This window comes from Streptomyces sp. NPDC086077, from assembly GCF_040686175.1.
Lineage (GTDB): Bacteria > Actinomycetota > Actinomycetes > Streptomycetales > Streptomycetaceae > Streptomyces.
The window spans coordinates 25,726-46,388 of the sequence record NZ_JBFBJT010000052.1 but is presented as its reverse complement, the minus strand read 5'-3'; the positions used below and the strand labels follow the sequence as shown (position 1 = coordinate 46,388).

At 73.8% G+C, this 20,663-nt stretch carries 17 protein-coding genes and 2 pseudogenes; 5 read left to right on the top strand and 14 right to left on the bottom strand.

What is annotated here, in order from left to right; all coding sequences use genetic code 11:
• The 10 genes from AB0O67_RS17400 to AB0O67_RS17355 all read right to left on the bottom strand — a co-directional run.
• On the bottom strand, positions 1-1,001 hold a 1,001-nt coding region (locus tag AB0O67_RS17400), incomplete at its 3' end, for a glycosyltransferase family 9 protein (protein ID WP_365450859.1).
• On the bottom strand, positions 998-2,407 hold the full coding sequence (gene rfaE2, locus AB0O67_RS17395) for a D-glycero-beta-D-manno-heptose 1-phosphate adenylyltransferase (RefSeq protein WP_365450857.1): 1,410 nt from the start codon (positions 2,405-2,407) through the stop codon (positions 998-1,000). The genes rfaE2 and AB0O67_RS17400, both read right to left, overlap by 4 nt.
• Positions 2,404-3,063 (bottom strand): SIS domain-containing protein, encoded by a 660-nt coding sequence (locus tag AB0O67_RS17390; RefSeq protein ID WP_365450855.1) that lies wholly within the window; start codon positions 3,061-3,063, stop codon positions 2,404-2,406. Before AB0O67_RS17390 ends, rfaE2 begins: the two co-directional genes overlap by 4 nt.
• Before the next feature lie 132 nt (positions 3,064-3,195).
• A complete protein-coding gene (locus tag AB0O67_RS17385; protein WP_365450853.1) occupies positions 3,196-4,467 on the bottom strand; it encodes a glycosyltransferase in 1,272 nt (423 codons plus the stop codon).
• A complete protein-coding gene (locus tag AB0O67_RS17380; protein WP_365450851.1) occupies positions 4,464-5,429 on the bottom strand; it encodes a glycosyltransferase in 966 nt (321 codons plus the stop codon). The genes AB0O67_RS17385 and AB0O67_RS17380 overlap by 4 nt, the downstream gene beginning before the upstream one ends.
• Positions 5,426-6,592, bottom strand: coding sequence for a glycosyltransferase family 9 protein (locus tag AB0O67_RS17375; RefSeq protein ID WP_365450849.1), 1,167 nt, complete (start codon positions 6,590-6,592; stop codon positions 5,426-5,428). Before AB0O67_RS17375 ends, AB0O67_RS17380 begins: the two co-directional genes overlap by 4 nt.
• A complete protein-coding gene (locus AB0O67_RS17370; protein WP_365450847.1) occupies positions 6,589-7,215 on the bottom strand; it encodes an HAD-IIIA family hydrolase in 627 nt (208 codons plus the stop codon). Before AB0O67_RS17370 ends, AB0O67_RS17375 begins: the two co-directional genes overlap by 4 nt.
• Positions 7,212-8,297: a glycosyltransferase gene (locus AB0O67_RS17365; RefSeq protein WP_365450845.1), complete on the bottom strand. Its 1,086-nt coding sequence runs from the start codon at positions 8,295-8,297 to the stop codon at positions 7,212-7,214. Before AB0O67_RS17365 ends, AB0O67_RS17370 begins: the two co-directional genes overlap by 4 nt.
• Positions 8,298-8,508: 211 nt before the next feature.
• Positions 8,509-10,170 (bottom strand): carbamoyltransferase C-terminal domain-containing protein, encoded by a 1,662-nt coding sequence (locus AB0O67_RS17360; protein WP_365450843.1) that lies wholly within the window; start codon positions 10,168-10,170, stop codon positions 8,509-8,511.
• A 130-nt stretch (positions 10,171-10,300) separates the two neighbouring features.
• Complete coding sequence (locus AB0O67_RS17355) at positions 10,301-11,266, bottom strand: NAD-dependent epimerase/dehydratase family protein (RefSeq protein ID WP_365450841.1); 966 nt, start codon at positions 11,264-11,266, stop codon at positions 10,301-10,303.
• Positions 11,267-11,827: 561 nt separating this feature from the next.
• Between AB0O67_RS17355 and AB0O67_RS17350 the strand changes: the two genes are divergently transcribed.
• Positions 11,828-13,060, top strand: a complete 1,233-nt coding sequence (locus AB0O67_RS17350) for a polysaccharide pyruvyl transferase family protein (protein ID WP_365450839.1) — start codon at positions 11,828-11,830, stop codon at positions 13,058-13,060.
• Between the two features lie 48 nt (positions 13,061-13,108).
• Entirely contained in the window at positions 13,109-14,560 is a 1,452-nt protein-coding gene (locus tag AB0O67_RS17345) for an FAD-dependent oxidoreductase (protein WP_365450837.1), read from the top strand.
• Positions 14,561-14,589: 29 nt separating this feature from the next.
• Here AB0O67_RS17345 and AB0O67_RS17340 read toward each other — a convergent pair whose 3' ends face one another.
• From AB0O67_RS17340 to xylB, 3 genes are all read right to left on the bottom strand, one after another.
• Entirely contained in the window at positions 14,590-15,189 is a 600-nt protein-coding gene (locus AB0O67_RS17340; RefSeq protein WP_365450835.1) for a peptidoglycan recognition family protein, read from the bottom strand.
• 200 nt (positions 15,190-15,389) lie between these two features.
• Positions 15,390-16,604: an ROK family transcriptional regulator gene (locus tag AB0O67_RS17335; protein WP_365450833.1), complete on the bottom strand. Its 1,215-nt coding sequence runs from the start codon at positions 16,602-16,604 to the stop codon at positions 15,390-15,392.
• 94 nt (positions 16,605-16,698) lie between these two features.
• Positions 16,699-18,144, bottom strand: coding sequence for a xylulokinase (gene xylB / locus AB0O67_RS17330; protein ID WP_365450831.1), 1,446 nt, complete (start codon positions 18,142-18,144; stop codon positions 16,699-16,701).
• 209 nt (positions 18,145-18,353) lie between these two features.
• Between xylB and xylA the strand changes: the two genes are divergently transcribed.
• From xylA to AB0O67_RS17315, 3 genes and pseudogenes are all read left to right on the top strand, one after another.
• Positions 18,354-19,520: a xylose isomerase gene (gene xylA / locus AB0O67_RS17325; RefSeq protein ID WP_365450829.1), complete on the top strand. Its 1,167-nt coding sequence runs from the start codon at positions 18,354-18,356 to the stop codon at positions 19,518-19,520.
• Between the two features lie 300 nt (positions 19,521-19,820).
• Positions 19,821-20,102, top strand: coding sequence for a hypothetical protein (locus AB0O67_RS17320; protein WP_365450827.1), 282 nt, complete (start codon positions 19,821-19,823; stop codon positions 20,100-20,102).
• A gap of 101 nt (positions 20,103-20,203) precedes the next feature.
• A pseudogene (locus AB0O67_RS17315) lies at positions 20,204-20,317 on the top strand (leucine zipper domain-containing protein); the annotation flags it as partial.
• 40 nt (positions 20,318-20,357) lie between these two features.
• Here the strand turns inward: AB0O67_RS17315 and AB0O67_RS17310 are convergent.
• Positions 20,358-20,594: pseudogene (locus AB0O67_RS17310) on the bottom strand (esterase-like activity of phytase family protein); the annotation flags it as partial.
• Between the last annotated feature and the right edge of the window lie 69 nt (positions 20,595-20,663).

Below are 20,663 nucleotides of genomic sequence, written 5' to 3'. Positions count from 1 at the left end.
GTGGGGGCGACCGGCACGCCGGTCACCCCCTCCGTCACCGCCAGCACCGCCTCCACGACCTCCTCGACGCCGATCTGCCGCAGCCGGGCGTCCGGTACCCGGCCGTGGGCGTCGCCCGGCCGGGCCGCGTCGTCCTCCCCGGGATGCCACAGCACCCGATGGCGCGAGTCGGGCGGCGGCCCCCACAGCCGAGGGGCGACCGGCCCGAAGAGGACGACCGAGCAGGTGCCCAGCGCCGTGGCAAGATGGGCCGGCCCGGTGTCGCCCACCACCACGCAGCGGGCTTCCGCGACCAGCGCGGCCAGTTGGTGGAACGGCACCTCACCGGTCCCGCCGAGGACCGCTCCCGGTGGCAGCCCGGCCTCCGCCGCCACGTACGCGGCCAGCGCGCCCTCGCCCGCACCGGCGGTCACCACGACGTCGTGACCGCACCGGCGGAGTTCCCGGGCCACGGCCGCGAACCGTTCCTTCGGCCAGCAGCGGGCGGGGGCGTCGGCGCCGGGGTGCACGACGACGGCGCCCGGCGCCGGGGAGGCCGTCCTGGGCACCGGGATGCGCAGGTCCGCAGGGTCGGCCGGGATGTCGTACCAGCGCAGCAGCCGGCACCAGCGGTCCCGTTCGTGCTCGTCCTGGCGCCAGACGGGGCCGGTGACGTCCGGCGTGTCCGGGTGCGCGTAGGCGAGCAGGCGGTGCGGGCGCAGGCGCTGCAGCAGCAGGTGGCTCGGCGGGCCGTTGCCGTGCAGGTCCACGGCCAGGTCGGGCGCGGGGCCCGTCCAGGGCAGGTCGGTCGGCACCTCCCGGCCGGGGGCGGACGTGGGCAGCAACCGGTCCACCAGGCCGGTGGCGGCGGCCGGCTCGGACAGCCGTTCCGGGGCGGCCAGCACCAGCTCATGACCCGGGGCGTGCCGGCGCAGCGCCCGCAGGGCGGGCACCGCGGTCAGCAGGTCGCCCAGACCGAGCGCGCGCAGCACCAGCACCCGGGGGACCGGCCGGGCGGTCATCGGGCGGCGGCCCGGGCCGCACGACGTGCCAGCACGGTCGTGGACCGGCCGTCCAGATAGGGCAGGACCACCGCCTGTCCGCCCCAGGCACGCAGCGACTCGGCCTCGGGCAGGTCCTGGACGGAGTAGTCGCCGCCCTTCACCCACACATCGGGCCGCAGCCGGGCGAGCACTTGCTCGGGGGTGTCCTCGTCGAAGACCGCCACGGCGTCGACGCTGCCGAGGGCCTGCAGGACGCGGGCCCGGTCCGCCACCGGGTTGAACGGTCGTCCCGGGCCTTTGAGCCGGGCGACGGAGGCGTCCGAGTTGACGCAGACGATGAGGCAGTCGCCGATGTCGCGGGCGCTGTCCAGCAGTCCCACGTGACCGGCGTGCAGCAGGTCGAAGCAGCCGCCGGTGGCGACCACCGTCCCGCCGCGCGCCCGGACCTGCTCGGCGAGGGCGAGGGGGTCCGAGCCCCGCCCGCCGGTGGCGGGTACGGCGGGCGCGGTCCGCCACAGCGCCGGATTGCCGGCCCCGCCCTCCGACACGAACGCGGCCGCTTCGGCCACCGCCCGCTGGAGGGCCTCCTCCGGGAGCGCGCCGTCCGCCAGTGCCGTGGCGGTCGCTGCGGCGAAGCAGTCACCGGCGCCGCACGGGTCCCCGGTGGCCTGGTAGGGCGGTGGGATCAGCATCGGGGTGCCGTCGCCCGGCCGGGCCAGCAGGACTCCCCGGTCGCCGAGCGTCACCGCGACTCCGGCCGCCTGCCAGCGCTCCGCGAGTGCGGCCCCGCGTTCGGCGTGTGCGCGCAGCGAGTCGCTCCTCGTGCCTCCGCAGGCCCCGCGCTCCGGGGAGGGGCACAGGCCGCGCGCCTCTGCGGCGTTCGGCGTGACCAGCCGCGCTCCGGGGACGGGCTCCGCCCCCTTCGGATGCGGATCCCACACCAGCGGGGTGCGCGGCGCCACCGTTTCGAGATGCTGACGGACGGCGCTCGCCGTGTGCCGCCCGTAGTCGGCGACGAGTACGGCGTGGGCCTGGGTGAGTGCCTCCCGTACCGCCCCGTCGGGTTCACCAGGAAAGCCGCCGCCCCGGTCGATCCGCACCAGCGGGCGCCCGCCCGCCAGCACGCGGGTCTTCACGGGCAGGCTGCCGGTCAGCGGAATCTCCACCAGCCGGACCCTGCCGCGCAGCTGACGGCGTACCGCCTCGCTCGCGGCGTCGTCGCCGAGGGCGGTCACCAGGATCACCTCGCGCCCACCGCGGGCCGCCAGGGCCGCGGCCAGGCCCGCACCGCCGGGATGTGCGCGGTCCTGGGTGACGTCGACGACCGGAGCGGGCGCGTCGGGGGCCAGGCGGGTGGCGACGCCCTCGATGTCCTCGTCCAGCAGCACGTCCCCGACGACCACCAGCGGCTTCGGCGCCGTCACGAGGCCCTCCCGTGGGCGGCGACGGCGCGGGACGCGGCGCGGGGGGCGAGTGCCGTGTCGAAGGCCTCGCACAGCAGGTGCACGGCGACCAGATGGGTCTCCTGGACGGTCGCCGTCGTGTCGGCGTCGATGCACAGCGCCTCGTCGGCGGCCTCGGCCAGCGGATTCGGCCCGGGTCCCGTCAGCGCCCAGACGCTCAGACCCGCCGTCCGGGCGGTCGCGGCCGCGCTGATCAGGTTGGCGCTGCGGCCGGACGTGGAGAGCACCACGAGGACGTCCCCGGGGCGGCCGTGGGCGGCCACCTGCCGGGCGTACACCTGGTCGAACCCGTAGTCGTTGCCGAGAGCGGTGAGACTGGAGGTCTCGGCGTGCAGGGAGATGGCCGAATACGCGGGCCGCTCCCTGCGGTACCGGCCCACCAGCTCGGCGGTCAGATGCTGGGCCTGGGCAGCGCTGCCGCCGTTGCCCGCGGCCAGGAGGCGGCCGCCGGCCGGCAGGACGGCGGCTAGCCGGCCGCCCCAGCCGGCTATCCGGCCGAGCCCGTCCCGGCGCAGCCGGACCAACGCCTGCTCCAAGGACCGGCAGTGGCTCTGTGCGGTCTCCAACGCGGCCGGTGCGGGGGACAGGGATGACGCGGGGTTCACGAATTCGCTCATGCTGGTCGGGCGTACCGCGTCACACGGGACGGCGGCCGGACCCGCACCTCCTTCGGGCGTCGGTGCTGTGCGGTGGGTCGGAACGCTGTCGAAGACCGGGCGGGGCCGCCCGGACCGGCGGGCGTCGAGGGCTCACACCACCTCCGTCGCGGCGTTGCGGGCGTCCAGGACGGCGCAGTACGCCGCCTCGGTCTCGGCCGCGACGCGGTTCCAGCCGTAGCGGCGCAGCACTCGACGGCGCCCGGCGGCGCCGCACGTCTCCCGAACCTCGGGCCGGGCCAGCAGTTCGGCGACGGCCCAGGCGAGTGCCTCGGGGTCCTGGGGCGGCACCAGCCTTCCGGTGGCCGGGTCGGCGACGGTGTCCAGCTGGCCGCCCACCGCGCTGGCGACGACGGGGCGGCCGCAGGCCATCGCCTCGAGCGGGACGATGCCGAAGGGCTCGTAGTCGGCCGGGCAGAGCACCACGTCGGAGCCGCGCAGCAGCGCCGGCACCTGGTGGCTGGGCACCCCGCCGGTGAAGTGGACCCGGTCGGCGACCCCGGCCCGATGGGCGAGGGCGCGCAGGCGACGGACCTCCGGATCCTCGTCGAGCCGGTTCTTCGGAGGGCCGCCGACGATGAGGAGTTCGGTGTCCGGCAGCCGGGTCAGCGCGGCGACGGAGACCGCCGCGCCCTTGCGGGGGACGAGCCGGCCCAGCTGAAGCAGCCGGTAGCGCCGGGTCCGGTGCTTCGCGACCGGTCCCCGGGGGGTGAACAGCTCGGTGTCGACCCCGCACGGCACGACCCCGACCTTGTCGGCGCAGATGCCCATCCGGGTCAGCTCCATGACCTCGTCCCGGCAGGTGGCGACCACCCGGTCGCAGCCCAGGCCGACGTCCGTCTCGTGGCCGATCCGCTGTGGCGGGCTGGTGTCCGCGAGCTGCTGGTGCCGCCTCTTCACCGTGCCCAGCGCGTGATAGGTGTGCAGCAGGGGGAGGTCCAGGGAGCGCACCGCGCGCAGCGAGGCGAGTCCTGACATCCAGAAGTGCGAGTGCACGACGTCGGGCGGCCGGGCCCGCCAGAGTCGCGTCAGATGGTGGGCGAAGTCCCCCATGTGAGGGAGCAGTTCGTCCTTGGGTATCGGCTCCGCCGGCCCTGCCGGGACGTGGTGCACCTCGACGCCGTCACGCAGGGGCACGATGTCGGGCAGGTCGGGGTCGTCGCGGCGGGTGTGCACCGTCACGTGGTGGCCCCGGTCTGCCAGCGCGCTCGCGAGGCGGGCCACATGGACGTTCTGTCCGCCCGCGTCGACTCCGCCCAGCGCGGCCAGCGGGCTCGCGTGCTCGGAGACGAGGGCGATGGACAGCGAGCCCGGCCCTTCTCCGTCCACGTCGCTGTGCGGCAGGGATCCGACCGTTGACGTCATGAGCGCACCTCCGTCAGCAGACGCTCCCAGTCGTTCAGGAAGCGCTTGAGCCCGTAACGTTCGAGGGCCGCCTGGCGGGCACGGGCGCCGTCCTCGACGGCGGCCTCCGGTTCTTCGAGGTAACGCCGAGCGGCATGTGCCAGCACCTCGGGACGGGTGGACAGTGTGCCCGCGTCCGGCGGGACGGCCTCGACGGCCTCCGTGGTGGCGAGCGCCACGATCGGCATGCCCAGGTGCATCGCCTCCAGGAGCGACAGACCGAGCGAGGTCCAGCGCACCGGGTGCAGATACATCCGGCGTTCGGCCATGGCCGCGTGGAGTTCGCTCTGCGGCAGATCCGCGGACCGACAGCGCTCCTCGGGCAGGCCGAGGTGGTCGGCCAGCCCCTTGGTTCGCATGCCGAAGACGTCCAGGGGTGCGGCGCGGGCCAGTTCGGGCAGCAGGTCGGTCCCGGTGTAGCGGCCGCGCCGCAGCGGTTCGTTCACGACGACGGCCGCGCGGGGGAGGCGGCCGGTGTACTGGTGGCCCGGGTCGACGATGCCGTGCTCGATCACCTCGACGCGTGTGCTGCCGCAGTCCCAGAAGAGGCGGTTGAAGTGGGTGACGTGCACCAGCTTCAGATCGTCGCGGTCGGCGAAGGCGTGCCGGGTCGTGGGCACGTCACCGTCCGGGGCGTTGTGCTCCAGGTAGACGGCGGGCAGGTCACGGCCAGGACGCCGGCCGCCCAGCCAGCGCTCGGCCAGCTCCAGTTCGTGGGGGCGCTGGAGGATCACGAGATCCACCTCCGCGTCCCGCAACTGCGCGGGCGTCAGTTCCCGCACCGAGGGGGGCCAGGAGAACGTGCGGGCGCGGCCGAGGCCGTCCGCGTCGCGATCCGGAGTGGCAGGAACGAGGTAGGTGTGAGGTCCCTGGACGAACGCCGTGGTCCAGGAGCCGTGCACATGCCATAACAGGATGTTCATGTGGCCGCTCCTCGTTCCGTTCCGGCCATGCCGCCCGGCCCGCGCGGGCCGGGCGACCTGGGCGAGGGGCCCTGGTTCAGTACGGGCCCTGTCCGGTATGTCTTTCTTGTCTGCTTGAAGTCATTCATTCCGACTGGTCGGTTCGTGCTCAGTGCGGTCACCGCGGCCAGCACTTCCGCGTCACCTATCCCGTCGAGACAGGGATGGCCCGGCATGGGGCAGTTCCGGGCCCTGGTGCCCGCGCAGATCGCCTTCTGGTCACCGAGCAGCACATGCGGGACGCCGTACGGCCGCCAGCGCTCGGCCGGAACCACCGGCGCGAACAGCGACACCACCGGCGTGCCGACGGCGGCGGCCAGATGCGCGGGTCCCGTGTTGCCGATCACCGCGACCCGCGCCCCGGCGAGCACACCGGCCAGCCGCTCCAGATCGGTGACCCCGCCCAGGTCCAGGGCGTGCGTCCCGGCCACTTGGGCGGTCAGGTCCCGCTCGCCGGGGCCGCCGGTGACGACGACGCGGTACCCCGCGGCGGACAGCGCGGCAGACGCCCGGGCCGCCCGCCCGGCGCTCCACGCCCGCGCAGGCACGGCGGCGCCGGGGTGCAGCACCACGTACGGATCGGGTCCGGTCAGCTGGGTCGTGTCCGGCGGCGGCGCGATGCGCAGCGCCCCGTCGTCGCCCGGCGGCAGGGCGAATCCCGCGGCCTGGGCCAGGTCGAGCGCCGCCAGCACCTCGTGCCGGTGCGGCTGCCGGTGGTGGCGCAGGTTCAGCAGGGCCCCCGGGTAGTCCTCGCTGTCGGCGGCCGTCCAGGCGACCCCGGCCAGCTTCAGCAGCAGGGCCGCGGGCAACGGGCTCTGGTGGTACGACACGAGCACCAGCGCCCGGTCGAAGCGCCGGGCCGCCAGCGTGTCCACCAGTTGCCGGGTCGCCTGCCGGGAGGCCGGCGCCGGCTCCAGGCCCACCCACGGCGCGTCGTGCACCAGCACCTCGTCCACGCCTGGCAACATCCGCCCCGCGCTTGCCCCCTGAGGCCCGCACAGCAGCGCCGTGTACGACGATCCGGTGGCCACGGCCCGCACGGCGGGACCGGCCAGCAGGACGTCGCCCGCGCTGTCCAGCCGAACGACCAGCGAGCGGGGAGGCGTTCGGGAATCGGCCGTCATGACTCTCCCGGTGTCGAGTCGGGTGCCAGGGCCAAGGCGTGCCGGACCGCCGCGCGGAGGTCGGCAGCGGTGGTCTCGGCCTGTGCGGTCTCCTCGGGACGGGTCACCGGGGTCGGCACCAGCACGCCGCGGGCACCGGCGGCGCGGGCGGCGGTCACGTCGGCCCCTATGTCGCCGATGACGACGGTGCGGTCGACCGGCGCGCCGAGCCGTGCGCACGCGGCCAGCACCAGGCCCGGCGCGGGCTTGCGGCACCCGCAGCCGTCGTCCGGGCCGTGCGGGCAGACCGCCCACAGCGCGAACGGGCCGAGCAGGTCGTCCACCCGCCGTCGCACGGCCGCGACCTGGCGGTACGTCAACAAGCCCCGGGCGACGCCCGACTGGTTGCTCACCACGCCGACCGGGATGCCCCGTGCCCGCACCGCGTCGACGGCTTCCCGCGCCGTCGGCATCGGCACGACCCGTGCAGGGTCGCCGTTGTAGGGGACGTCGACGACGAGGGTGCCGTCACGGTCGAACAGGACGGCGGCCGGAAAGCCGTCGGGGACGGGCTGCGGGGGGCCGTCGAACAGCCACGGTCCCGGTGCCCGGCGCGGCCCGCGGGGCGTCGTGAGCGGCGTCATGAGGGGACCCGCTCCCAGTCGCGTGCCCGCGGGTGACGCGGCGGCTCACCGGGCCCGGGCACGGTGACGGGCAGCGCCCCACGGTGGACGAGCTGCCCGCGCAGCCAGTGCCACACGGCCGCAGGGGGGATCGCCACGCTGGTCAGCGCCATCGTGGCCACCTCGTCGCGGGTGCGCGGCCCCGGTACGGTCCGGGCCAGTGCGAACTCGGCCGTCCCGGCCAGCCACAGCCCGGCGCACGCGGCGGCCGCCCGGCGCCGACCCAGGGCCGCGCAGGCAAGGCCCGTCACCGCCGCCCCGGTCACCGCCAGATGCCGGGGCAGCCGCCCGCGCGGCGCCCCCGCCCGGCGCCACCACGTCCGGCCGTGCAGCCGGGTCATGAGCACGTCGTCGGCGTTGCCTGCCTGGAGCCGTACCGAGACCCAGCGGCCCGCGGGCCGTACCGGATGCGTCGTACGGCGGCATCCCGCCGTCACCGTCCAGCCGGCCGCGAGGATCCGCAGGGCCAGCTCGGCGTCCTCCCGGAAGGCCCGCCGGAAGCGTTCGTCGAAACCGCCGACCGCCTCCAGGGCGGCCCTGCGGTAGGCCATGTCGGCGGTGATCCAGCGGGCGGTGGCCAGTCCGGCGGTGTTGCGCTCCCAGTCGGTGGGGCGGCGGTCCGGGGGCAGCGGGACGTCGATCCGTGCGGTGACCGCGCCCGTCCGGTACGCCGCCCCGGCCAGGTCGAGAGCCAAGTCCTCCCCCCAGGAGGCGCTGGGCACCACGTCGTCGTCCAGGAACACGATCCAGGGCACGCCTCCGGCCGCCCGCCACCCCGCGTTACGGGCGGCGGCGGGGCCCCGGGCGCCACCCCGGACGACCGTGGTGAGCGCGCGCAACTGCTCGGGAACCGCGGCCGCCAGCTCGGCCACCGCGGCGTCCGGGCGGTCGTCGACGAGGACCAGCCGAACCGGGCGCGGACCGCCGGACCGGGCCAGCGCGCGCAGGCAGGCGGTCAGACTGGGACGGCCGAGGGTGGGGATCACCACCGCGTAGGCGTCGTCGGCGTACGCGGCGGGGGCCGACGGTGCTGCGTCGCTCATCGGGGCCTCCGGGTGGCCTGCTCGGGCTCGGCGGCGGGGGCCGTTGGGTCGGCGGGGTACGCGGACCGGGTCATGCGGCCGGGGGACGCCGGGGTCGCGTGACCCGGTGTGGGTCCCTGCAGTCGCCGTGCGCGATGTGCCGCCCGGCCGGGATGTTCGGCAGCGGGGTCCTGCGGGCGTCCATGTGACGCCCGAGCCGTGTGCTCCCGCATCAGGCCCTCTCCTCCCCGGTGGCGCGGAAGAACTCGCCGCGCCGGATCGCGTACGGGCCGATGGCGAGCAGGTCCACCGGCGAGGAGCCGAAGCACTCCAGGGCGTCGCGCGGATCGTCGACCATCGGCCGGCCGGCCGTGTTGAGGCTGGTGTTGACCACCACCGGCAGGCCCGTGCGCCGTTCGAACGCGTCCAGCATCCGGGCGACCAGCGGTTCCTGGGCCGGATCCACGGTCTGGATGCGGGCCGTGCCGTCGACGTGCACGACGGCCGGGATGCGCTCGCGCCAGGACTCGGCCACATCATGCACGAACAGCATGTACGGGCTGGGCAGCGGCCCGTCGAAGATCTCGGCGGCGCGGTCGGCCGGCACCATGGGCGCCACCGGCCGGAACTGCTCACGTCCCTTGACGTCGTTGAGTCGTTCGAGATTTCCCGCGTGCCCGGGATGGGCCAGCAGCGAGCGGTGGCCGAGCGCCCGGGGACCGTACTCGGAGCGTCCCTGGAACCAGGCGACGATCCCGTTGTCAGCAAGGGCCTCTGCCACCGCCTCCGCTATGTCCGCCGGACGTTCGAACGGTACGGCCGCCGTCTTCAGCCACGCGCCCAGCTCCGCGTCGGACCAGTCCCGGCCCAGGTCGGCGCCCGCCATCGGCTCCGGCGCGTCCCCCGCGCCCGCGGCCAGCAGCAGCGCACCGCCCAGCGCCGTGCCCGCGTCACCGGCCGCCGGCTGCACCCACACCCGCGAGAAGGGGCCCTCGCGGGCGATACGGGAGTTGGCGACACAGTTCAGCGCGACGCCGCCGGCGAGGGTGAGCACGCTGTGGTGGGTCCGGCCGTGCAGCCAGCGCACCAGGTCGAGCAGCGTCTCCTCCAGCACCGCCTGCGCGCTCGCCGCCACGTCCGCGTGCTCCTGCGTCCACGGCTCGTCCGCTCCGCGCGGCGGGCAGAACTCGTGCCAGGGGACGCCCGCGGCGTGGAACCCGCCGTCCCCGGTGGGATACACGTACCTGCGCAGCTCGGCCAGCACTCTCGGGTTGCCGTGCGAGGCCAGGGCCATCACCTTGAACTCGTCCGAGGACCGCAGGAAGCCCAGATGATCGGTCAGTTCCTCGTAGATGAGGCCCAGGGAGTGCGGCAGCTCCTGCGCGTGCAGCGGCTCCAGCCGGTCCCCGACCCGCCGCGCCGCGAGGTGCGAGGCGCGCTCCCCGCGACCGTCCAGCACCAGCACGGACGAGTCCCCGGCGTCGGGTGCGGCGAAGGCGCTGGACGCGGCGTGCGCCATGTGGTGCGGGACGAAACGGACCCTCTCGGCGTCGAGCCCCGGGAGTGCGGCCGCGAGGAAGCCGGGGGCCTCGCGGGCGTACGTCTGCCGGAGGTGGTCCCAGGGGTCGTCCAGGCCCATCGCCTCGGCGGGCCGGGCGAGCTGCGGGTCGTAGGAGTAGGCGACCGCGTCCAGGTCCCGCGGGCGCAGTCCCGCCCGGCGCAGACACCACGCGGCGGCCTTCTCCGGCAGCTCCCAGGCGGAGAACGGCACCGGCCGCTTGCCGTGCTTTCGGCGGGAGAACCGCTCCTCCTCGGCGGCGGCCACGGTGCGGCCGTCGATCACGAGGGCGGCGGCAGGGTCGTGGAAGAGGGCGTTGATTCCGAGGATGCGCATGGGGGTCCCCCAGGGGTTCGGGTGGGGTGAGTGGGGGCCTGCGGGCGTGATCGTGGTGCGCGCCAGGGGCGCTTCAGCGCTTCGTCTCCGCTTCGGAGCGGGTCGGCGCCCGCCGTCGGCCCGCGGCGTCTCAGCTGGCGCCGGCCGTCGCGCGAAACCAGTCGATCGTGCGGCGCAGACCTTCCTCCGCGTCCACCGTGGGCTCCCAGCCGAGCTTGTCGCGGGCCAGCGTGATGTCCGGGCAGCGCACGGCAGGGTCGTCGGTCGGCCGTTCGATGAAGCGGATCTCCGAGGAGGAACCGGCGAGCCGGATGACCAGGCGAGCGAGGTCCAGCATGGTGATCTCGCCCGGATTGCCGATGTTCACCGGCCCGCGCATGCCGTGCCTCGCCGCAGCGAGGATGCCCCGGACGGTGTCCTCGACGTAGCACAGCGAACGCGTCTGGCCACCGTCGCCGGTGACCGTGAGCGGTTCGCCGCCCAGGGCCTGGCGGACGAAGGTCGGCACGGCCCGCCCGTCGTGGCCGCGCATTCGTGGGCCGTACGTGTTGAACAGCCGCACGATGCAGGTGTCCGTGCCCTCCGCGTCGGCGTGCGCCGTGGCGAGCGCCTCGCCGAACCGCTTGGCCTCGTCGTACACACTGCGCGGGCCCACCGGGTTGACGTTTCCCCAGTACCGCTCGTCCTGCGGGTTCTGCTGCGGGTCGCCGTAGACCTCGGACGTCGACGCGAGCAGAAAGCGGGCTCCGTGGGCATGGGCCAGGTCCAGCGCGTGGCGGGTACCGAGGCTGCCGGTCTCCATCGTGTGCAGGGGCAGCCGCAGGTAGTCGGCCGGGGAGGCCGGGGAGGCGAAGTGCAGGACGAGATCGGGGGGCCGCCTGACGGGCAGCTGTTCGGCGACGTTCGCGTTGACCAGAGTGAATCCGGGGCGCTCCAGGAGCGGGGCGATGTTCTCGGGCCGCCCGGTGCTGAAGTCGTCCACGCAGGTGACCGCCGCGCCGGAGTCCAGCAGCGCGGCGCACAGATGCGAGCCGACGAATCCCGCACCGCCGGTGACGACGGCGTGCTCCCAGGTACGTGAGGATGCGGTGGTCATGGAGGTCTCCTCTGCACGTGACGACGACGGCCTCTCGAAGCCCGGCGCCGGTACGGACCCTGGTTGTTGCCTTGTCGACGCCGCCTTCTCCGCCTTCTCTTCCGACGCCGGCCGCGGGCGCCGCGGGGCGCCGGAGTTACCGAGATCAGCGTCCTCCGCCCGGGCCAGGGAGGCGCGGAGGCGTACGGCATTCGGGTGATGCACGCAGCGTGACGCCCCGGCGACTGAGGCAGGAGAGGCGCGGGCGTCGACGTGCGACGCCGGTTTCCCCACCGGCCGGGACCATCCACCCGAGCTGGGGACGCTGACCCGCCCGGAGGGACCGACGCTGCGATGGTGGCGGCACCGATCCCGTGAAAAGATGACGCTGCCTGTCGGGAAGTAACTGGTCGAGGGGTTTGTCCCCGCCCCGGGGTTTCTTCTGCTCGGGCAAGGCAACCCGGCCCCGGCCCGCGGCAGCGACCTCAGCCACCCATGAAGCCTGCCCCCGACCCCCGCCGCGCCCACGTAGCTGTCCCGGACCCCCGAACTGCTCGTCAGCTCCTTCGACAGGAGTTCCGGATGACCCTCACCACCCAGCCCTTCCGGCCCCCAGGACCGGGGCCGCGCATCGGTCTGCTCGGCTCGTACGGCGGCTTCAACATCGGCGACGAGGCCATTCTCACCTGCGTCCTAGGCTGCCTGCGCGTCCACCGCCCGCAGGCCCGGCTCGTCGTCTTCAGCAGGGACGCCGAGCACACCCGCGCCCACCAGCCCGCCGCCGACGAGGTGGTCGACTGGGAAGGCGTCCCGCAGAAACAGATCCTGGACGTCCTGTCCGACCTGGACCTGCTGGTGCTCGGTGGCGGCGGCCTCCTCTACGACGGTGAGGCACGCCGGTATCTGCGCCTGGTGGGCGCCGCCCAGACCAGAGGCGTGCGCACCTTCGCGTACGCCGTGGGCGCGGGGCCGCTGCGTGAGGCGGAGGACCGGGAGGCCGTGCGTACCGTGCTGTCCGCCATGGACGAGGTCGTCGTACGTGACGAGGAGTCCCGGCTGGTGCTGGAGGAGGCCGGGCTCGATCGCGACATCACCGTGACCGCCGATCCGGCGCTGCTGCTGCCGCCGGAGCCCTTCACCGAGCAGATGATGCGGCACGAGGGCATCCCCGCCGACACCCGCCTGGTGGGGATGTCGGTCCGCGAACCGGGCCGGGCCGCGGAGAAGCTCGACGAGAGCGACTACCACGCCCTCCTCGCCGACGTGGCCGACTTCCTGGTACGGCGGCTGGAGGCGCACGTGGTCTTCGTGCCGATGGAACGCCAGGACGTCCACCACGCCCACGGCGTGCTGTCTCGGATGACCGCACCTGATCGCGGGCGCATCCTGCACAGTGTCTACAGCCCCGGCCAGGTCCTCGGCTTCATGAACCACCTCGACCTCGCCGTCGGCATGCGCCTGCACTTCGTGATCTTCGCCGCTCTTTCGGGGCTGCCTGTGCTGCCGCTGCCCTACTCCGGCAAGGTTTTCGACTTCTCCCGCCGTATCGGGGCGCCCGCGCTGGTCGGTGTGGCGCGGGAGCAGGCCGGGCTGCTGCTCGCGGAGGTCGACCGGCTGTGGGACGAGTTCCCGCAACGGCGCGACGATCTCGACGCGCGCGTCCAGACACTGCGGGGGGCAGCCCGGGAGACCTGCGTCCGGTGCTCCGTGGTTCTCGACGCGCTGGAGGAGCGGATCGAGCGGTCCGAGGAGATGCCGGACACCGAACGTCCCGGCCTGCACCTGCTGCGGCCCGGTTCCGGATCGGTGACCTGACGCACCGGGCCCCCACCGCCTCCGGAACACCTCCGACGGGAAGAACCGATGCCGATCCTGCAACGACCTCCAGTGCCACGGACCGTCACCCTGCCCCCGCGCGAGGCCCGTCACGGGGGCCGTACGGAGGTCCTGGTCATCGGCGGCGGACCGGCCGGCACCGCTGCCGCGTACGCCGCGGCCGACGCAGGCGCCGACGTCGTGCTCGTGGAGCGGTACGGCTTCCTGGGCGGCAACGCGACCGTGGCCCTCGTGATGCCGCTGATGTCGTTCCACAACGAGCAGAAGCAGGCCGTCTTCACCGAACCCGGCGAGGAGGGCGACCAGCTGCTGCCGACCGACCACGGCGAGGGCGAGGCGGTGGTCGCGGGCTTCCTGTGGCGGCTGCTGGACAGGCTGAACGAGCGCGGCGGCTGCATCCCGCCCTCCCTCCAGACCGGGTACACCGTGCCGTTCGACCCCGAGATCTACAAACTCGTCCTCCTCGACCTGCTCGACGAGGCCGGCGTCCAGATGCTGTTCCACTCCTTCGCCTCCTCGGCGCTTCCCCTCGGCGACGGCTGGCGGGTCGTCTTCGAGACCAAGTCCGGCCCGGTGGTGATCGACGCCGATGTCGTCGTCGACGGCACGGGCGACGGCGACGTGGCCGCCGCCTGTGGAGCACCGTGGGAGATCGGCCGGCCCGAGGACGGGCTGGTACAGCCGATGACGCTGATGTTCCGCGTCGTGGACTTCCTGCGGCCCCGGTTCGGCGAGTACGTCCGTGAGCACCCCGACCAGTGGCGCGGCGTGCACGGGCTGTGGGACCTCGTGGAGGAGGCCACCAAGGCGGGCGAACTGAGCCTGCCCCGCGAGGACATCCTCTTCTTCGGCACCCCGCACCCTCGCGAGGTCAGCGTCAACAGCACCCGAGTCACCCGGGCACTCGGCATCGACGTGTGGGACCTGAGCCGCGCCGAGTACGTCGCCCGCCGCCAGATGGAACAGATCGACCGCTTCCTTCGCGGGCACGTCCCCGGATTCGAGGAGGCCTACGTCGGGCAGAGCGGCACCCAGATCGGCGTCCGCGAGACCCGGCGCATCCTCGGCGACTACCGGCTCACCGGCCACGACATCCTGGCGGCGCGCCCCTTCCCCGACGTGGTCGCGCACGGCGCCTACCCCGTCGACATCCACAACCCCAGGGGCAGCGGCACGGTCCTCAAACGCGTCCCCCGCGGCCGCTTCTACGACATCCCGCTGCGCTGTCTGCTGCCCCGCGACACGGACCACCTGCTCGTCGCGGGCCGCTGCATCTCCGGCTCCCATGTGGCGCACTCCTCCTATCGCGTCATGCCTATCGCCATGGCCACCGGCCAGGCCGCGGGCGTCTGCGCAGCGCTGTCCACCCGGATCAACCGCAGCCCACGTGAGGTACCGCACGCCTTGGTCCAGCAGGAGCTGATGCGTCAGGGGGCGCGGCTGGACCTGCCGGCTGGGGCGGCGGCGGAGCACGGCTGAGGACCGGGCCCCTCCTGGACCCGCTCAGGTCAGGCGGAGTTGACGAGCCTCATGTACCGCGGCCAGTCCCAGTGGGGGCCGGGGTCGGTGTGATCGGTGCCCGGTATCTCGTAGTGGCCGATGACGTGGGCGCGGTCCCTGGGGATGCCGTGCTTGGTACAGATCGCCGCGGTGAGGGCGGCCGAGCGCGCGTACATGGCGTCCGTGAAGTAGCCGGGCTGGTCCACCCACCCCTCGTGCTCGATGCCGATGCTGCGCGTGTTGAACTCCCAGTTCCCCGCATGCCAGGCGATGTCGGACTCGCGGACGCACTGCGCCACGTGTCCGTCGCCGGACCTGACGACGTAGTGCGCGGACACCTTCTTGCGGGGGTGCTGGAAGACCGCCAGGGTCCCGGAGTAGTCGGTCTGCGTGACGTGGATGACCACCAGGTCTATGGGGTGGGTCGCCGGACGGTTCGCCTCGGTGTAGTTGGCGTGGGTCGCCGGCTGCCACTCCGCGAGCGGGTGGTCCGGAGCCGGGGTCTGCGCGCCCGCTCTGGGTCCGGGCAGCAGAGCGTAGGGGACGACGGCGAGGGCGGCGCCCTTGAGGATCCGTCGCCGGTGGGGGAGCAGTCGTGCCCGTTCCATGGGGAATCGCCTCTCAACTGGAGGAATTTCGGAGCGAGGGAGGACTCGGGTCGGCCGACCGCGCCTCTTGTCATTCAAGGTACGGCGCGGGACGGTTGCGTGAAGGCTGCGCCGTCGTTCCGTGGACGACCGCGACGTTGTGGACAACTCGCTCACCCGAACGGGGAGCGGGCAGGCCTTGACGAGCTTCTCGGAAGCTGTCAGCCCCCCGATCCGACCCCCGCCGGATCATCCAGCACCCCCCGCACCACCCAGTGCCCGGCCCCCAGCAACGGCCCCTCGGAACCCAGCCGCGACACGGACACCGGACAGGCCGGCCCCGCCGTGCGGCGGGCCAGCTCGGAGCGCAGGGACGGCAGCAGCCAGGGTGCGAGCCCGGCCAGCGCGCCGCCCAGCACCACGCTCTCGGGGTCCAGCAGATTCACCGCCCCGGTCAGCGCGACGCCGAGTGCCTCGCCCGCCTCGCTCAGCGCCCGCCGTACGTTCTCGTCGCCTTCCCTAGCCAGCCCGGCGAGCAGTCCGACGCGGTCCCCGCCCGGCCGCAGGCCGGCCGCACGCAGCACGGCCTCCTCGCCGGCGTACTGCTCCAGGCACCCCCGTCCGCCGCAGGCGCACGCCAGCCCGTCCGGCTGGACCGGCACGTGCCCCAACTCGCCCGCGAACCCCCGCGTTCCGCGCAGCAGTCCACCGTCCACGACCACGCCCGCGCCGATACCGATCTCGGCCGACACATGCACGAAGTCACGTGGCGTCTCCTCGCCTAGCCAGAGCTCGGCGAGCGCGCCGAAGTTGGCCTCGTTGTCCACGGTGAGGGGCAGCTCCGCGGGCAGCAGGGAGCCGAGGTCGGTGTCGTGCCAGCCGAGATTGGGGGCGCGTACAACGGTCCGGGCGTCGCGCGCCACCAGACCGGGCACCGCCACCGCGAGCCCCGCGGGCCACAGCCCTTCGCGTTCCACCTCGGCGACGACCTGGCGCACCAGCGCGGTGAGTTCCTCGATCACCGGCTCGGGCGGGCGGTCGCGGTTCGGGCCGTGCCGTACGACCCGCGCACGCACCTCTCCGCGCAGGTCGACCGCGCAGACGGCGAGATGGTCGACGCCGACCTCCGCGCCGATCCCCGCGGGGCCGTGCCCGCTGACCGCGAGGGCGGATCCGGGACGGCCCCGGCCCACGCGGCCGGGACGCTCGGGCCCCAGTTCCTCCAGCAGGCCGGTACGGATGAGCTCGTCGACCAGGGTGGAGACCGCCGCACGGGTCAGGCCGATGCGCGAGGCCACCGCGGCGCGGGACACGGGGCCCTCCGCGCTGACGGTGTGCATCACCCGGGCGAGATTGCGGCGCCGCATGCCCTGCTGGGTGTCCGGCAGCGCGCGTCCGGGACCGGCGGGGTCGGCCTTGTGCAGCGGTGCGGTCATGCCCCCGTCCTCGTGGATCAGTTCGGCTGGTTCGGCCGGTTCGGCCAGCTCGGTCAATCCTGGTGGCCCGGTGGGCCCAGGCGGCTCAGTGGTGTCACCGGCTCTCGGGGCTCCGCTCCAGCAGCGGGGCCGCGTCGGAGAGTACCCCGGAGATCCTGGCCAGCGTCTCCTCGTCCCGCTCGACCGCGTCCAGGACCGGCCCGTTCGCGGTGTTCCAGCGCCGGGCGACCGCCGCCGGATCCTCGCCGGTGAGCACGCCGGCCGCCTGGGCGGCCGCGCCGAGGGCGACCAGCTCGCGTGCCTCGGGTACCTGGACGGGCCGCCCGGAGAGCCGTCGTACCGTCTCCTGCCAGGCCGTGCCCCGGGCGCCGCCGCCGATCAGCAGCAGGGGCTCCGAGGGGTCCGCGTCCTCGTCGAGGACCAGGTCCAGTGCGCCCAGGAGTGCGTGCACGGCGCCGTCGTACGCCGCCTGGAGGAGCTGACCGCCGGTGGTGTCGTGCCGCAGGCCGTGCAGCAGCCCCGAGGCGTTCGGCAGGTCGGGGGTGCGTTCGCCGTCCAGGTACGGCAGCAGGGTCACGCTCGTGCCGGGCTCGACGGCCTCGCGGTCAAGGCCGAGCAGGGCCGCGACACGGTCGACGGCGAGGGTGCAGTTGAGGGTGCAGGCCAGCGGCAGCCAGTCCCCGCGCGCGTCGGCGAAGCCCGCCACCGTGCCGGTCGGGTCGGCGGGACGCCGCTGCGACACCGCGTACACCGTGCCGGACGTGCCCAGACTCATCACGGGGCTGCCGGGGCGCAGGCCGAGACCGAGCGCGGCGGCGGCGTTGTCGCCGGTGCCCGGGGCCACCAGGGTGCCCTTGGAGAACGGCAGGTCGTGACTGTCCCGCACGGTGCCCGCCACCTCGCCGGGCCGGACCACGCGCGGCAGCAGCGCCGGATCCAGACCCACGCGCGCGAGGATCTCCTCGTCGTACGCCTCGCTGCCGGACGCCCACCAGCCGGTGCCGGAGGCGTCGCCGCGATCGGTCGTGCCCTGGCCCGTGAGGTGTTCGGTGAGGTAGTCGTGGGGGAGCCGTACCGCCTTCGTCGCGCGCACCGCCTCGGGCTCGTGCTCCGCGAGCCAGGCCCACTTGGTGACGGTGAACGACGCGGCGGGCACGCTGCCCGTGCGGTCCGCCCAGACCTTCGCGCCGCCCAGCTCCTCGACCAGCCGCCGTGCCTGCGGCGCCGAGCGCACGTCGTTCCACAGCAGGGCGGGGCGCACCGGTTCGCCCCGGGCGTCCAGCGTGACGAGGCCGTGCTGCTGGCCGCCGATGGACACCGCGGCGGCCTCGTGGGCGGGCTCACCGCACTGGCGCAGCGCCTCGCACAGCGCCTCCCACCACTGCCGGGGATCGCTCTCCCGGCCGGCGCCGGACGTGACCGTGTGCGGCGCCTGGCCGCTCGCCACGATCTGACCGGTGGACACGTCGACGACCAGCGCCTTGGTGGACTGGGTGGACGTGTCCACGCCGACGACGAGCGGACCCTCGGCTGCTGACATCGGGCTCTCCCTGTTTCTGCGGCGTTCTTGCGGCTCGTGCCTGGGCGTTCCTGCTGCTCATGTCTCGGATGAGACACCTGTGTCTCTTCTGTGTCTCTTCCCACTGAGGCGATGGTCTCTTCCCAGGGATGCGTTCGCATACTAATTTGTAAACCGCCATGACGAAATAGTCGTGTGCGAGAGTCGCAAGCGAGCAAGGGAGCCGCGGCATGAACTACCAGCCCACCCCCGAGGACAGGTTCACCTTTGGCCTGTGGACCGTCGGCTGGCAGGGAAGGGACCCGTTCGGCGACGCCACGCGGCGTGCCCTCGACCCGGTCGAGACGGTGCAGCGCCTGGCCGAGCTCGGGGCCCACGGAGTGACCTTCCACGACGACGACCTGATCCCCTTCGGATCCTCGGACACCGAGCGCGAGTCACACATCAAGCGCTTCCGTCAGGCTCTGGACGCGACCGGCATGACCGTCCCGATGGCCACCACCAACCTCTTCACGCACCCGGTCTTCAAGGACGGCGCGTTCACCGCCAACGACCGCGACGTCCGCCGGTACGCGCTGCGCAAGACCATCCGCAACATCGACCTGGCGGCGGAACTGGGCGCGCGGACCTACGTCGCGTGGGGCGGGCGTGAGGGGGCCGAGTCCGGTGCCGCCAAGGACGTGCGCGCCGCACTCGACCGCATGAAGGAGGCGTTCGACCTCCTCGGCGAGTACGTCACCTCCCAGGGCTACGACCTGCGCTTCGCGATCGAGCCCAAGCCGAACGAGCCCCGCGGCGACATCCTGCTTCCCACCGTCGGCCATGCCCTGGCCTTCATCGAGCGCCTGGAGCGGCCGGAGCTGTACGGCGTCAACCCCGAGGTCGGTCACGAGCAGATGGCCGGGCTGAACTTCCCGCACGGCATCGCGCAGGCCCTGTGGGCGGGCAAGCTCTTCCACATCGACCTCAACGGCCAGTCCGGCATCAAGTACGACCAGGACCTGCGTTTCGGCGCCGGTGACCTTCGGTCCGCCTTCTGGCTGGTCGACCTCCTGGAGACCGCCGGCTACGAGGGTCCGCGCCACTTCGACTTCAAGCCGCCGCGGACCGAGGACCTCGACGGCGTGTGGGCGTCGGCAGCGGGCTGCATGCGCAACTACCTCATCCTGAAGGAGCGTGCCGCCGCCTTCCGCGCCGACCCCGAGGTCCAGGAGGCCCTGCGCGCCTCGCGACTCGACGAGCTGGCCCAGCCCACGGCCGCGGACGGCGTGCAGGCGCTGCTCGCCGACCGCACCGCGTTCGAGGAGTTCGACGTCGACGCGGTCGCCGCGCGCGGGATGGCGTTCGAGCGGCTCGACCAGCTGGCGATGGACCACCTGCTGGGCGCGCGCGGCTGAGGCCGTACGAGTCCTGCGCGGGGCGTACGCGGGTCCGACCGGAGTACGCGGGTCCGACCTCCGCGCGGAATGCCACGGAATCGCGCGCTCCATGGCATGAGCCCGTGTCAACCACCGCGTGGGGGTCGCGGCGCGGGTGCCCGCTTCGGGAACCTGGTCACCATGGCCATTCCGCCCGTACCGCCTCAACCGCCCGGATCACCGGGTGACACGCCGCCTCCGGGTGGCGGCTTCGGACCGTCCACCGCGGAATTCGGATCCATACCCACGCGATGGCGGCGCGGTCCCGTCCTGCTCGCCGTGGCCGTGCTCGTAGCGGTCGCGGTCGTCGTCGCCGTGCTGGTGCTGATGGACTCCGGGAGTGACGAGTCGCCGGACGGGAAGCCGACCGCTGGCAGCAGCACGTCTGCGGACCCGAGCCTCGGCATCCCCGGCGAGCTTCCCACCAGGTTGCCGAGCGGACTGCCGTCACTTCCGACCCAGTTCCCCTCGGAGCTGCCCAGCGATCTTCCGAGTGATCTTCCGAGCGATCTGGAATCCCTGATCTCGGACCTTCCGGACGACGAACTGCCTCGGCCCTAGGTGTATTGATCACGAGCGTTGTCAACGCTGGCCGAGCTTGATCATGGCGAAGACCTCCGGTGTGGTGGAGCTGTCTAGGACTGCACCGCACGGAGGTCTTCATGTCCCACCGTGATGCCCCGCTGACCGTTCATGGCAGGCGGCTGCTCGTCGAACGTGTCTGCGGTGGCCGCCCGGTCGCGCACGTCGCTGCGGAGACGGGCATCTCCGCGTCACCGCCCAAAAGTGGGTCCGTCATCGTCCTCGCCCGAGTGCGACGACGTCCACCGGGTCGAAGCGGTACGCGTACTCGGCGGTGACGGCCTGCTTCTTCGGCGAGAACCGCAGCAGCCGCGTGGTCCCCGACGCCTCCCCGGCGTCCTTGTCCGGCAGGGACAGCGGGCTCTGCACCGCCATCACCAGGTCGCCGCACGGCAGCAGAGCGAGGCCCTCGGAACCACGGTTGATCTTCCGGTTCAGGAGTACGGAGGGCAGCGCCTCGACGACCGGGTAGCCCGGCGCCGGTGAGAACCGCCGCGTGAACCGGACAGCGACCGCCGGCCCGGCCGACGCCACGTCAGC

What these genes read in the sequence shown, in the direction of transcription:
- AB0O67_RS17345 (WP_365450837.1), top strand. Translation starts at nt 13,109, where the DNA reads ATGCCGATCCTGCAACGACCTCCAGTGCCACGGACCGTCACCCTGCCC.
- AB0O67_RS17340 (WP_365450835.1), bottom strand. Translation starts at nt 15,189, where the DNA reads ATGGAACGGGCACGACTGCTCCCCCACCGGCGACGGATCCTCAAGGGC.
- AB0O67_RS17390 (WP_365450855.1), bottom strand. Translation starts at nt 3,063, where the DNA reads ATGAGCGAATTCGTGAACCCCGCGTCATCCCTGTCCCCCGCACCGGCC.
- AB0O67_RS17380 (WP_365450851.1), bottom strand. Translation starts at nt 5,429, where the DNA reads ATGAACATCCTGTTATGGCATGTGCACGGCTCCTGGACCACGGCGTTC.
- AB0O67_RS17365 (WP_365450845.1), bottom strand. Translation starts at nt 8,297, where the DNA reads ATGAGCGACGCAGCACCGTCGGCCCCCGCCGCGTACGCCGACGACGCC.
- AB0O67_RS17355 (WP_365450841.1), bottom strand. Translation starts at nt 11,266, where the DNA reads ATGACCACCGCATCCTCACGTACCTGGGAGCACGCCGTCGTCACCGGC.
- AB0O67_RS17370 (WP_365450847.1), bottom strand. Translation starts at nt 7,215, where the DNA reads ATGACGCCGCTCACGACGCCCCGCGGGCCGCGCCGGGCACCGGGACCG.
- AB0O67_RS17375 (WP_365450849.1), bottom strand. Translation starts at nt 6,592, where the DNA reads ATGACGGCCGATTCCCGAACGCCTCCCCGCTCGCTGGTCGTTCGGCTG.
- AB0O67_RS17335 (WP_365450833.1), bottom strand. Translation starts at nt 16,604, where the DNA reads ATGACCGCACCGCTGCACAAGGCCGACCCCGCCGGTCCCGGACGCGCG.
- AB0O67_RS17360 (WP_365450843.1), bottom strand. Translation starts at nt 10,170, where the DNA reads ATGCGCATCCTCGGAATCAACGCCCTCTTCCACGACCCTGCCGCCGCC.
- AB0O67_RS17350 (WP_365450839.1), top strand. Translation starts at nt 11,828, where the DNA reads ATGACCCTCACCACCCAGCCCTTCCGGCCCCCAGGACCGGGGCCGCGC.
- xylB (WP_365450831.1), bottom strand. Translation starts at nt 18,144, where the DNA reads ATGTCAGCAGCCGAGGGTCCGCTCGTCGTCGGCGTGGACACGTCCACC.
- AB0O67_RS17385 (WP_365450853.1), bottom strand. Translation starts at nt 4,467, where the DNA reads ATGACGTCAACGGTCGGATCCCTGCCGCACAGCGACGTGGACGGAGAA.
- xylA (WP_365450829.1), top strand. Translation starts at nt 18,354, where the DNA reads ATGAACTACCAGCCCACCCCCGAGGACAGGTTCACCTTTGGCCTGTGG.